The sequence below is a fragment of the uncultured Draconibacterium sp. genome, from assembly GCF_913060805.1.
In the GTDB taxonomy this organism is placed as follows: Bacteria; Bacteroidota; Bacteroidia; order Bacteroidales; family Prolixibacteraceae; genus Draconibacterium.
In genome coordinates this window covers 151720-165576 of sequence record NZ_CAJXTC010000003.1, presented here as the reverse complement: position 1 = coordinate 165576, position 13857 = coordinate 151720, and the positions used below count along the sequence as shown (strand labels likewise).

At 43.6% G+C, this 13857-nt stretch carries 11 protein-coding genes; all 11 read right to left on the bottom strand.

Translation table 11 applies throughout. From position 1 onward, the window contains the following. Positions 1 to 8 precede the first annotated feature (8 nt). Positions 9 to 1295 (bottom strand): glycosyltransferase family 4 protein, encoded by a 1287-nt coding sequence (locus tag QZ576_RS03000; RefSeq protein ID WP_297093921.1) that lies wholly within the window; start codon positions 1293 to 1295, stop codon positions 9 to 11. A gap of 38 nt (positions 1296 to 1333) precedes the next feature. Further along, entirely contained in the window at positions 1334 to 2440 is a 1107-nt protein-coding gene (locus QZ576_RS02995; RefSeq protein ID WP_297093919.1) for a PQQ-binding-like beta-propeller repeat protein, read from the bottom strand. A gap of 356 nt (positions 2441 to 2796) precedes the next feature. Further along, positions 2797 to 4350, bottom strand: a complete 1554-nt coding sequence (locus QZ576_RS02990; protein ID WP_297093917.1) for a 2Fe-2S iron-sulfur cluster-binding protein — start codon at positions 4348 to 4350, stop codon at positions 2797 to 2799. Positions 4351 to 4366: 16 nt separating this feature from the next. Then, complete coding sequence (locus QZ576_RS02985) at positions 4367 to 6709, bottom strand: NAD(P)H-dependent oxidoreductase subunit E (protein WP_297093914.1); 2343 nt, start codon at positions 6707 to 6709, stop codon at positions 4367 to 4369. Between the two features lie 97 nt (positions 6710 to 6806). Then, complete coding sequence (locus tag QZ576_RS02980) at positions 6807 to 8669, bottom strand: PQQ-binding-like beta-propeller repeat protein (protein WP_297093912.1); 1863 nt, start codon at positions 8667 to 8669, stop codon at positions 6807 to 6809. Positions 8670 to 8700: 31 nt separating this feature from the next. Continuing rightward, on the bottom strand, positions 8701 to 10053 hold the full coding sequence (locus tag QZ576_RS02975) for a 4Fe-4S binding protein (RefSeq protein WP_297093911.1): 1353 nt from the start codon (positions 10051 to 10053) through the stop codon (positions 8701 to 8703). An 8-nt stretch (positions 10054 to 10061) separates the two neighbouring features. Next, complete coding sequence (locus QZ576_RS02970; RefSeq protein WP_297093910.1) at positions 10062 to 10640, bottom strand: hypothetical protein; 579 nt, start codon at positions 10638 to 10640, stop codon at positions 10062 to 10064. 133 nt (positions 10641 to 10773) lie between these two features. Continuing rightward, positions 10774 to 10977, bottom strand: a complete 204-nt coding sequence (locus QZ576_RS02965) for a hypothetical protein (protein ID WP_297093909.1) — start codon at positions 10975 to 10977, stop codon at positions 10774 to 10776. 14 nt (positions 10978 to 10991) lie between these two features. Continuing rightward, the gene (locus tag QZ576_RS02960; RefSeq protein WP_297093908.1) at positions 10992 to 11966 is read right to left on the bottom strand and encodes a hypothetical protein; all 975 of its coding nucleotides are present in this window, start codon (positions 11964 to 11966) and stop codon (positions 10992 to 10994) included. 41 nt (positions 11967 to 12007) lie between these two features. Beyond that, complete coding sequence (locus QZ576_RS02955; protein WP_297093907.1) at positions 12008 to 12349, bottom strand: hypothetical protein; 342 nt, start codon at positions 12347 to 12349, stop codon at positions 12008 to 12010. 22 nt (positions 12350 to 12371) lie between these two features. Next, a complete protein-coding gene (locus tag QZ576_RS02950) occupies positions 12372 to 13799 on the bottom strand; it encodes a PQQ-binding-like beta-propeller repeat protein (RefSeq protein WP_297093906.1) in 1428 nt (475 codons plus the stop codon). Positions 13800 to 13857: the final 58 nt, after the last annotated feature.

Genomic DNA, 13857 nt, shown 5'->3' with positions numbered 1-13857 from the left:
CGCTAAGTTTATTTCTTCAAACTTTCATACAGCTCAACAATTTCTGCTGCATGATTATGTATATTAAATTTCTTGCTTGTTCCTTCATAACCAGCTTTGCTCAGCTTTTCTAATTTTCCAGGATCATTCAATAGTTCGGCCCAACTTTCACTTAATTTTCCAGGTGTATTTGGCGAATAGATTACACCTCCACCTGAAACATCCACAATTTCAGGAAAAGCTCCCAAAGCAGGTTGTATCACCGGAACTCCTGACGCCATTGCTTCCAACAAATACATCCCGAATGCTTCGCCGATACGAACCGGAACCGAAATCATGGCAACTTGCTTAAAAAATTCATGGCGGGCAGCTCCTTCAAACTCTTCCACTACCTCAAATTGATGCAATAAACCAGCCTCTTTCAGCTTATGTTTTTGTTCCTTAAAAAACTTTTTATCATCGCCGGTCAAACCTCCTGTAGCAATCAGTTTCACCTCCTCAAAACCGGCTTTCTTTTTTAATTCGATAAAAGCATCCACCACAATATCGAAACCATCTTTGTGGCACATTCTCGAAATATAACCAACATTTTTCGGTTTCTCTTTAATGGGGATGTATGGATAATCCTCCACATCAACGCCCAGGTAAAATGTGTGCACCTTCTTATCCTCCAGACGCATGCGCTTTTTCATTTCATCGGCAAAATAATTGCTGACGGCAACCAAGGCATCCACATCTTCGGCACGTTCATGCATTAAATCCCAAATTGGTTGCTGAAACTGAGGTTGCATGGCATCAACCCACACATCCTCATCCTGTAGCGAGCAAACCACCGGAACTCCAACCTTTTCTTTCAAACGTTTTGCAAGGCCAAGCAATAATGCATTGGAGATATGAATTACATCGGGCTTGCAATGTTCAGCAATCCAATCAACCATTTTTTCCAATTCTTCTTTTTGCTCGCCCTGTTCGCCCAGCAACATCGAAATGGTCATGTCTTCCAATCCTTTTGCACGTGTAGATCCTGCCATTGAGGCTGCCATTTTCATCATGGGTTTTGAATTCAACAGCTTATCGAACCAAGCCGGTGCTCTCCTAAAAATGGGATAAACCTGCTTGAGATAAGTACTGATGGCCCCATAAAAAATCGGGATGTCGGAAATGTCGTGTTCATCTGAAAAAAGCGGCAAATACATTGGAATTTTTACCACCTGGTGATCCAATTTTCGCAAGGCATCCACATATTTGCTATCGCGCAGGCAATTACCACAATAAAAGCTGCCACCTGATCCGGGTATGATTTGAATTATATTCATGCGCTAAATATTTAGAAGCCGGAAGAATAAAAGGGCAATTATTCGCCAAAACAATAAATGTTTCCATCGTATGCTCCCACAAAAAGCTGACCGTTGGCCACCGCAGGATTACTGATGATCTGGCTTCCTATTTCATAAGTCCAAACAGGCTTTCCATCCGAAAGGTTCACGATGGCCAAATCGCCACGCATATTCGCCACAACTACCTTATTTTTAACAATTACCGGAGAGGCCTCCACCTGCCGTCCGGTGTTGTATTCCCAAAGTTTCTCGCCTGTATTTTTGTTGAAACAATACAGAAATTTGTTGTGGTTGGCTGTTAATACTTTTTCGCCCAACAAAGCCGGAGAAGCGATGAACTGCAAGTTGGTTTTTTCGTCGGACCATACCCAGGTAGTTTTGTCACTTTCAATATCAACCTGAAAAAATCGGCCATCGTAATCACCAACATAAGCTTTATCATTTTCAATAGTTATCGACCCGGCCACATAGGTAGCCACATCAATTTTTTCTACCAGCTTGCCTGTCGTTACATCAACCACGTGAAGATAGCCGTCGCAGCCCCCAAATATGGCTTTCCCATTGGCACAGGCAGCTGCTCCGTTGATAAAATTATCCGACTCGTATTTCCATTTCAGCTCACCGGTTTTAGCGTCAACACAATGAAGATAGTAATCGTAACTGCCCATAAAAATATAGGTTGTTCCATCTTCTGTCCACCAATTTGCCGAGCCGATTATCTGGTTTTCACACTCGTAATCCCAAAGTTTTTCGCCGTTATCAAGATTTAGCGCAAACAGCATCCCATCCAGATTTCCAACATAAACCGTATTATCCAAAATAAGTGCTGGTGCTTCAATTGAATTTTCAGTATTGAATTTCCACAAAAGCTCTCCAGAAGTATCAACGCAATAAACGAAGCCATCGGTTGAACCGATCACTACTTTATTATTGGCAACTACCGGTGCCGCTTTGATATTATCGCCGGTTTCGAAAACCCATAAAAGATTCGGAGAATCCGGCAGTGTTGTCTTTGAAACACCTGACAGATGTTGCTCACCGCGAAAAATAGGCCACGAATCGGAAGGCTGAGCAACAGCCCCAAAACTCATTATTATTAAAAAAGTAACTATCCAATACTTCATAAACTCTTTGATTTGCGAATACTGATTAACGAATTTTGATTGCAGATTCTCACCTTAAATCGTTAATCAACACTCAGCATTTTTATTTTTTTTGAACCACAATAGACACATAGAAAAACAATAGGAGATTGCCTATTTCTATTTGTCAATTGTCGACTCATTCTTAAATCTTTATTCAACAAACACCCTTCGACTTCGCTCAGGATGACACATCATCTTTCGTCTTTCTATTTTTGCCTTTCTACTTTAAACTTTTGCCTTGTTTTTTGAACCACAATAGGCACATAGGAAACATTAGTTTGCCTATTGCAATTTGCCAACTGCCGACTCAATCAAAAATCGTTAATCGACATTCTTCATTCATCATTCTTTAACGAGATTGCTCCGGTTGGGCAACCTTCAGCAACTTTTCGTGCTGTTTCAGTCAATCCTAATTTCAGGTCTTCGTTAAACGGAACGCCAATCTCCACATCAAAACCTCTGCCAATAAAAGTAAAACCAAACTTCTCCTGGTATTTTCCGGTCAGGCGTACACAAATTCCGCACTTGATACATTTTTGTGATTCGTAAACCACCAAATCGTGATTGACCTGTTTTGTAATTTTCCGGCGTTCGCTGGTTTTAAAGCGTTTCTGATCCACCTGATATTGGTCGGAATACTCACGCAGTTTACAATTATCAATGGCGCGGCAATCGCAATGCAAACATCGTTTTGCTTCGGCAATGGCTTCTTCTCGGGTAAAACCGGCATTCTTTCCATGTTCCGGAATCTTCTGTTTACCTTCCACCGACTCTTTCAGATACTCGGCAAACTCGTCGGCTACCATCTTTCCAAAGCGCGAATTAAATAAACGCGGTTCACCTTTTATCTCCTGTCCGGCCAAAAATTGCAGAACAGAAAAAGCCACTTCTTTTCCCTGACCAACCGAGCGAACTGCTAAACGCGATGAACGCAAAACATTCCCGATGGCAAAAACTTTTTCGTCGGAAGTTTGATAAGTTGTTTTGTCTGCAATAACTCCTTTGGGCCCGGCTTTCAGACCATACTTTTCCGAATCATCAGTAATTGTACCTGAAGCCAACACCACCGCATCAAAATCCTTTTTTAGCTGATCAAAGTCTTCGGCTCCAATCGACTGCCCTCCACGAAACTCAACACCGGTTTTTATTATCGCTTCAATTTCCTTATCAAGCACATCCACTGGCAAAACTTCTTCGCTCAATTCAGTTCGAAGCAGACCGCCGGCTTTTTCATTTTTATCAAACAAAGTTATGTCAATTCCCTTCAGTTGCATGTAATAGGCGGCTGCCAATCCGGCCGGACCGGCACCAATTACAGCCACTTTTTTCCCTGTTTTTTCAACTTCAGGAGCTGTTGGTTCCACTCCGTTGTCTCCCACAATTCGTTTTAATAAACAAATTGATACAGGCTCGTCAACGGTTTTTCTATGGCAGGCACCTTCGCAAGGAGCCGGACAAATGCGTCCTAAAACTGCAGGCAGAGCAATGTCTTTTTTTACAACGGCCAGCGCTTCATCAAATTTTTCTGCAGCAATCAACCGGTTCATGCGCGGAATATCCATGTGCGCCGGGCAAGCCACCTGACACGGACCTTCACAATCGCCAACATGTTCGCTTAAAAGCAACTCCAGTGCAGTTTTTCGTGAATCAGCAATCTCCTGATCATCCGTAATCACCTCCATTCCTTCCACTGCTTTTACCGAACAGGACGGATAAAGTCTACCGTTTTTCTGGTCTTTTACCATACAAAGCATGCAGGAAGTAAAGTGCTCCAGCTCGTCGTGCCAACACATATTCGGAATCTCAATTCCCTGTTGTTGTGCGGCTTTCATCACCGAAGTTCCTTGTTCAACCTCAACTACTTTGTTATTTATTTTTAGTTTAATCATTTTTCTGGATACTGGATTATTTCACGTCAATTGCATCAACCGGACAAGCTGCTCTGCACGCATCACATTTTATACACAATTCCGTATCAATACTATGTTTCTCGTGCGGCGTGAACGGAATCGCATCAACCGGACATTTTTGAACACATTTTGTACAACCAATACACTCGTCGTTCACCGAATAAGTGATCAGTTCGGCACATTTTCCGGTCGGGCATGTGCCGTTGATGTGAGCTTCGTATTCATCACGGAAATGTTTCAAGGTACTTAACACCGGATTTGGCGCTGTTTTTCCCAGTCCGCAAAGACTTCCTTTTTTTGTCCACTCTGCCAGGTGCTCCAACTCTTCAATGTCACCTTTTTTGCCTTTTCCACTAACAATACCATCAAGAATGTCGAGCATTCTCTTTGTTCCAACGCGGCAGAACGTACATTTCCCGCATGATTCTTCTTGTGTAAATGAAAGGAAATAACGGGCAATATCAACCATACAATCGGTGTCGTCGAGCACAACAAGACCACCTGATCCCATCATTGCTCCCATTTCTCCCAGGGATTCAAAATCGATTGGCGTATTGGAATGTTCGGCCGGAATACAACCACCCGACGGACCACCGATCTGAACCGCCTTAAACTGGCGCCCATTGGCAATTCCTCCTCCAATTTCTTCAATAACCTGTTTAATGGAAATTCCCATCGGTACCTCAATCAGTCCGCCACGGGCCACTTTACCCGCCAGTGCAAAAACCTTTGTTCCGGTACTTTTTCCTGATCCGATTTTTGAAAATCCCTCGGATCCCTCACGTAAAATATAAGAAATCTGAGCTAACGTTTCGGTGTTGTTTACCAGTGTTGGTTTTCCCCACAAACCGCTCTCCGCCGGAAATGGCGGGCGCATTCTTGGGAAACCACGATTTCCTTCGATGGAAGCGATAAGTGCACTTTCTTCACCACAAACAAAAGCACCGGCACCTTCGTAGATCTGCAGTTCGAGATTAAAACCACTACCTAAAATATTTTCTCCGAGGTAATTTTTAGCCTTGCATATTTTCAAGGCCTCGCGAATACGTTTTACCGCCAACGGATACTCGGCACGGATATAAAAATATCCTTGGTGGATGCCCACGGCGTAAGCGGCAATGATCATTCCCTCAATCACCCGGTACGGATACGACTCGAGCAACATACGATCCATAAAAGCTCCGGGATCACCTTCATCGCCGTTACAAATGATATATTTTTCAGGTTCTTCCTGCTTTTTTACCAACTCCCATTTTAGTCCTGTTGGAAATCCTGCTCCACCACGACCTCTGACTCCGCTGTCTTTTACCTCGCGGATCACCTCATCGGGCTCCATTTTGTTCAGCACCTTTTCCACGGCCGAAAAACCTCCGCGACTCAGGTATTCATTGATATCAAGCGGATTGATAATTCCTCGATATTCAGTGGCAATTGGCACCTGTTTCCCTAAAAATGAAGCAACAGGTTTCTCGCGCATGCTGATCTCGTAGCGCTCAATTCCGTCCCAGTTACGGTCGGTCTGAATATCTTCAACCGTGTGTATTAATTTATTTTTCAAACGGGCAAATAAGCCCGGTGCCTGAAAATGACTTTCTACAATATTTTTTACATCCTCGGGTTTAACTTTGGCATAGAGCGTAGGTTCACCTTCATTCGGAACCACCTCAACCAAAGGCACCTGGTGGCACATTCCCACGCAGCCCACATGTTTCAGGTTCACGCGCAAACCACTATCGTTCACCACGTGCTCCACTTCCTCCTGAATTTCCTTACTTCCACTGGCTACACAGCACGATCCAAGTCCAATTCGTATCTCTCCCTGAATTTCTGAACCATCAGCTTTTCGGGCCTTTTTCGAGTTTTTAGTTCCCTTTAGACTTTCAAAATCGGCAATAAGCTGTCCAACCTGATCGGATGCCACGTGTCCATAAGTAGTTTCATCGATTTGAACTACAGGTGCCAATGTACAACAGCCTAAACAAGCGACTTGCTCCAATGTATATTTTCCTGAATCCTCTGTATCCTGACCATCTGTCAGCTTCAATTCACGACGAAAAGCATCGTAAACCTGACCGGCACCCTTTACGTGGCACGCCGTTCCCACACACACTTTTATCATGTGCTCGCCAACCGGGTGCAAACGAAACTGCGAGTAAAAACTGGCCACTCCAATAATCTCAGCCAGACTGATCTCAGTCTTTTCAGCCACCATTCTCAAAATTTCCTCAGGCAGATAATTGTATTCTTTCTGAATGGCCTGAAGAATAGGAATCAGGCTCTTTTTTGTTACGCCTTTTTCACCGATGAGCTGATCGATATATTTATTTTCTTCTGTCATAAATGTTGCTTCCCTTCATCATTTCGAAAACAAAGCGAATGAGCATCTTTAACTTTTGTAACAGATTCCTCTCTTCGTTCGGAATGACAATTTCAAATTACTTCCCTATGCAATACAAGTCTTTCTCTCCTCTAATGTAAATCCGTCCATCGGCAAACGCCGGCGTAGGACCCGACATTTCGCCCAGTGGGTTTTCGCCAACTTTTTTCAGTTCTCTTGAAAACTCATAAATGCGCATAACACCGTCGTTGTCCATCAGGAATACTTTACCATCGGCATAAACCGGCGATGAATACACCGGCGAGCCAAAATCATCTTCCCAAAGCAATTCTCCCTCTTTTAGGTCGTAACACACAAAAACGCCATAACTGGTTGCAGCAAAAAGCAATCCGTCGTGTGCCAAAAGACTGGCAGCTTCGGGCAGGTAAAAATCATCTTCCCAAAGCACTTCATGTGTGCGGATGTCAATGGCTACCATTCGTGCATATTCGTTTGCTCCCACTACAATTCCATCGGCATAACCAACTGATGCACCAACCTCGCCCATCATACATTCAACCGACCAAAGTTCTTCACCAGTTTCCACATCATATCCGGCAATGGTTGGATCAGCAATTAATACCACCTGATATTTACCATCCACCTCGGCCAATACCGGACTTGCCCATGAAATTTTTGCACTACGTTGTGTTTCCCAAACCGTTTCGCCTGATTTGTTGTCCAGGGCCATCACTTTTCCACCACGGTTAGTATCATATTGAACAATGAGTTTTCCGTTCCAGGTTACCAGCGACGATGAATGTCCGTAGTGGTTATCCGGAACACCCAGGTTTCTTGCCCAAACTCGTTTGCCATTCATATCGAAAGCAATTACGTCGCCGGTAGCGAAAATGGCAAAAACAGCTTTCCCGTCGGTGGTTAAAGTTGGTGCAGCAAGACCGGTATCATCGGTTACACGCGGTGGTGTAGCCGGCGATCCTGAAATGTTATCCGCAACTCCGGTCCACAGCAATTTTCCATCGTTACGATTGTAACAATACACTTCTCGTGTGGTGTTATCTGCACCTGCAACAAACAATTTATCGCCCCATATAATTGGAGAGTTAAATCCATGTTTGGGCACTTCAACTTTCCAAAGCACATTTGTTCCGGCAGCGCCGTCCCACTCTGTCGGAATATTTTTATGCATGATCACTCCCTGCGATAAAGGACCACGGAGCGCATTATGGTTTTTCTGAATTTGATCAAGCGTCACTCCCGATGATGCAGCTGCAGATTTCGGAGCTTCTGTCGGTGCTTCCGCAACAGTCTCTTCAGGTTGAGCTTCGGTTTCAGTTTCTTCTACTACATTCTCGGAATCAGCTGTTTCTTGGTCGGCAACTTCTTCCGGAACTTGATTGGTAGTAGTTTGTGCCGGTGCAACATTTATAACTTCAACAGGATCTTCTGCTGATGTTTCGTTTTCGGCTACCAAAGCCGACGCATCGTATGATTTTAGCTGGTTCACTGACAAGAAGGAGGCCAGCAGCGCCAAAACCATAACAGCCGCCCCCACAATTATAATTCCCTTTTGGGCAATTATCCGGCTGGCAACTTCATTTTCCAATACTTTCTCAGGCTCTTCAATTTTACTTTTTGCAGAGTAATAAACCCGCAATGCAAAAGCCAATACAATGGCACCGAAAAGCAGCATGTAAGCACCGGTTTCCACTTGCCATTGACTATTAAAATAGGCCTTGCGGGCCAGCAAATCGAAGTTGCGAATCTCTTCTTTTAACTCCTCGTTATTGGCATCGTCTTTTAGCCGCTCAACCAACGCTTCCAAAGCTTTACTTTCAATAGGGTCGGTTTTCGTGATCTGCCAAAAATTTAATAAAAGCAGCAGCGCAACAGCAGCGCAAAAAATACCTGCGATTACAGCGATGTTCTGCGAGAGTTTTAGTTTATCCTGGTTGTTCATCTTATCTTGGTTCTTCTTTTTTTATTCAATATTATTTTTCCACGGGGCAATAATCAACACACCTTGCGCAACTGTAGCAATTTCCTTTGTGCGGCTCATAATCCTGACGTTTACGGAACACCACAGTATTCAACAAAGTCATTCCAATTACCAATCCCATAAATCCTCCGGCTATCATACTTCCGATGTAGAATTTCTCACGAATTACTGTGGCTTCACTTACCAGCTGCTCCATCGGTTTTCCTGAGGCAAGGAAAGTTTGTACATCAATATTATCCGGATCATTTTTCAATTCAGGATGTTCAATCAGCAATTCTGCCAGGTATACATCCTGATTTGCTTTCGATAAGAAAGTATGCGATTTGGCCCCCACAAATACACCCAGTGCAATCCACAACGGAATTATCAAAGCGTAGGTTATAAAACGTTTTGGCCCCAATCCTGATTTCACTACTTCTTTCTCGTTAGTCGGGAAATCAATAGCATCAAAAGGACACGAGTTGGCACATAATTTACACTGAATACATTTTGATGGCGTGATAGTAAGATGCCGGCTTGAGAAACGCGACATCCAGCTCAACAGCACTCCGTAAGGACACAAAAAGCGACAATACGGACGGGCAACAAACATTCCCATCAATAAGAATGCCACACCCAAAACGATCATCAGAAATTTGGCATCCATGCGGAAAATTCCCACGAACGGATCGTATCGGCAAATGATAAAATCGGTTCCTGTTGCAGCAAAAAGAATGGCCAGCGACAGGTATAAATAGGGAATCAGTCCGAGTGTTTTGTTTAACCATTTTGGCAAACTTATGGGTTTTACCACCACCAAATCCTGAATGGCGCCCAACGGACAGGCACCGGCACAGAACGTTCGCCCAAAAAAGAGCGTAACAACCAGCGGAATGACAAAAAACAATAAGGCCGTTAGCGAAATGGCATAGGCCGAATCGAAAAAGGTGAGCGTAACATTTTGTATAGCTCCGATGCTGCAAATACAACCGTTCCGGTAGAACCCGAAATAAACGAGCGTAAATATCGACAGCCACAAAATACCTTGTCGCGAACGGCTTTTTACGGCAAAATAAGTTGCTGCCGCCAAAACAAGGATGAGTATCAGCACATCGAAATATTCCATTGCCAGTGCCCGCGGTTCAGGTGTTACCGGCGTTGGCTGCGTGTAACCCGTATCGAATTCAGGTTTTGGGAAACGTTGTTTCTGAGCCGACAAGTCAAGAGACAAAAGATTAAAGGCAAAAGTGAAAAGTAAAAAGGCAAAAGTGAAAAACACAGATTTTGACCTAAATCCGAAGAATCTCTTTTGCTTTTGGCTAGTAACTCGTGGCTCGTGGCTATTTTGGTTAAGTTGATTTCTCATTTTAAATATCAGGCTTCAGGATTGTTTGTAAAGTCGCCTTTTACGTTGTAGGCTTCACTGGCTTTTACCCGGCTTATGGCGTCCGACGGGCAAACCCTGGCGATGGAACATTCGTTACAATTCACGCAAATATGGTGCATGATCTGCAGATGCATCGAACCATTCCCGAACGAAGTACATCCGGCAACACATTTTGCACAACCAATGCACAAATCCTCATCGATATGATATTCGAAATAGGGTTCCTCGATAAAACGACGCTCAATAGCTGCCGTTGGGCACAACTGGTTTTCGGCAGCTGTACTTTGTGCGTTGGCATCTGGTTTCAGGTAGCCGCCACACAAATCGCAGTAACCACATAAATCAAATGCATGAAGACATTTTACCGCCGAAGGATTCAACACACACTCCGTTGCACAGCGTCCGCATTGCGTACATTTAAACGGATCGATCTGCCACACATAATCATCGCCACTTACCTTACGAAGCGCCGAAACACTTACCGCTCCCAACGACAACAACAATGAGGCACGTACCCCATTCCGTATAAATTTTCGGCGACTTTGTGATTTGCTGTTATTTTCCATTTGTTCTTTCTAATCAACGTTTGCTTTTTCGGCGCTTAATAATTTTGTTTTTCAATCAACTTACCAAAAGCGCCTTCCTACTCGTTTCACTCGTTCCCCCGGGTTAAAAACCGGGGCTATAAAAACAGAACCTTTATGGAGTTATCTCCACTTCTCCCCGCTCCTGTTTAACTTCCGGATTAATACATGCCGTAACCTTGCCACAGTTTTTACAAGTTGGGGAAACCGAACATGCGGCAGACACTTTTTTATTCACGAATAAATAACCTGCAGAAGCGGTAATTCCTCCGAGAAGTAAAAGCCGGCCTGTTGTTCTTATAAATTCTTTTCGTTTCATCTCCTTAAAATTGTCTATTCTGATATTTTTGGCTCAAACACACGTAATACATTTCTGTCGAAATCAAGCGCATAAATATTTCCATTCTCATCGACAGCAACATCGGGTGCCTGTCCTTCAATTTTTTCATCGAATTTGGTTGGCGGTGCAACAACTCCTGAAAATTCGCCTGAAGCTTTGTAGATCTTCACGCGAACCAAACCTTTTTCACTGGTAACAAAACTGCCATCGGGCAAAAAGCAAAAATGGGCAGGATTGCAACATCCGCTAAAATTCTCGGTTTGATTTCCGGAAGCTTTCCAGAACTCGCGTAAGCGTCCTTCCTTGGTGTAATTCTCCAAAGTGTGCATTCCCGGATTGGCCACCCACAAATCGCCATATGCATTTATATCAATATCGAAATATGGACTTGGTATAATAAAACCGTGTGCTAAATCGTCATCCGTTTTTCCTTCAAACTCATTTACAATTTCTCCCTGGTGATTAAAACGCAGAACGCGTCGGTTACCGGCATCGGCAACCATAATATCTTCGCCATCAACCGCAACCGAAGTTAGGTAGGTGTCTTCACCTTCAACTTCCCATTTATGAATGGTTGTGCCGGTTTCATCAACGATCCACACAAATTTCTCGAACACCACATAAATGGTATCGCCAACCACATCCAATCCGTGAGGTTCGTCAAGGAAACCAACCTCGCCCAGCAGGGTTCCCGAAAAATCAACGATCTTCAGTTCCTGATCGCCAACTGCATATATTTTGTCGTTGGCAACTTCAAGTGCTTCTGCCAAAACAAAGCCCAGGTTAAAATTCCGGGTTTCTTTGTACTTCACCAGCTCTTCCGGAACATTCCGAAACTCATCCACACTGAACTCAAATTTATTAGCATCCATGTTATCCGGACGCTTCGAGTACCAGTCAACCACCATTATGCCAACGATTACCACCGCCAGTACAATCAGAAATATTACGATTCCTTTGTTCTTCATATTCGTATAATTCTTTTCATTTAAACACTGATACGCAGAATCTATTTAATAAGATTAAATCCATAGTCATCTTCATATCGATTCATCCTCAATATTGCCCTTCTTTTTGAATAAGCATATTTATCCATTAGAATGTTAATAATCTGCTCTCGACTAAAACCTTTTTCAATAAATCTTTGAATGATAAAACAAGGATCGTTTTCTCCCATCGGTCCATAGCCCTTAGTTTTACCTTCATAAGTATTCATTCTACCGATTGCCCATATTTCTGATGAATTAAATTCATCAGCTAGCAGTTTGACCACTTGCTCCCTATTTAATCCTTGATTTATCAATCTTCGAATACATCGGGTTTGATATTCTCCTTTTGTATTATTTCCCATTGGGCAAATTATTTTTTCTTATCTATCCATTCACATTCAGGTCGATACAGATCATCGTTTCCGCGTCGCGCAACAATAAGTAGCCGTCGGCGAGGGCAAAAGGCGCCCAGGCATCGTGCCCGTCTTCAATTACTTTAACCTGTTCCAACTGAATGTATTTCTCGGTGCTTGGGCGTGCAATAGTGAGGGTTCCGTCGTCGCTCAGAATGAACATTTTATTGTCGGCAATAAAATAGGGTCCGAGGCCAAAACGGGTTTCCTTACCACTCGTCCACACCACTTTTCTTGTATCATCAGGATTCACGCAAATCATTTGATTTCGGTTGGCACCACCATCTTTCGGAACGATACCAAACAAGTAACCATTCCAGAAAATCGGCGTTTGCTGCTCACATGCCAGTCCTTCTTTTGGTGCATATTCATAAAGAGGTTCAACCGTGAAAGCGCCGTTGCTTTCCGTTAGTTGTAACATCATACTTCCGGCTCCGTAACCTGCGGTCATAAAAATCTTTCCGTCGGGCATACAAACCGGCGATGGTGCAACAACCGAGTGGTTCCACTGCGATGTTTCCCACAAAATCTGTCCGGCATCAGGTCCGTCGGCAGCCACTCCAAGTAAGCCTCCAATGGCGCTGTACACATACATTTTTCGTCCGCCAAAAGTATAGGGTATAACTGATGAGTGCGACATTTTCCAACCTTCGGGATTTGGTGTTTCCCATAATTTCTCACCGGTTTCGCAATCAACGGCCACCATCATTTTACTTCCTCCGGTGGCAATAATAGCCACACCGTTGTCGATTAACGGACATTGGCCGGTGTACCAAAACGGAATTTCATTCTGATATTCTTTTACCACATCGAGCCCCCAACGGAAATCTCCGGTTTCGCGATCAAGGCACATAACGTGGCATTTCGGACCAATCGTTACAATGTATTTCTCGGTAACTGCCGGAATAGTTCGCGACATTCCGTGATTTCGTTTAATGGCCACATCATAACCACGTCGCCACTGCTCTTCTCCGCTAACTACCGAAAAACAACGTAAAATATCGGCGCGCTCTTCCTCATCGTAATCGAGTACATAAGCTAAACCTTTGTAGATTGCAGCTCCTGAGTGTCCTTCACCTAATTTTTTCGACCAAAGAATTTTCGGTCCATCTGCACCAAAACTTTCCACCAGTTTTACCGGCGACTTCGAAATATTGTCGTAATCGGCACCACGAAAGTTAGTCCAGGTCTCTTCCAGAACCTGATAATCAGAGGCCAGTTCCTCAAAATGCTCGCCAATAGTAACTTCCTGCGGAGGAACTCCTTTTCCTCTATTATCAGCGCCTTCAAGATTAACGGTAAAATCTTTTGTAGGATCGGCATTTAACCACCAAAAAATAGAAATAAATCCAATGGTACCGATCGAGATCAGAATGATATTTATGGTTCTTTTAGTCATTAATTCAGGTAAAAAGTAGAAAGATAACGGTTTTGCTGCAAACTTGAGTTAACGCCGG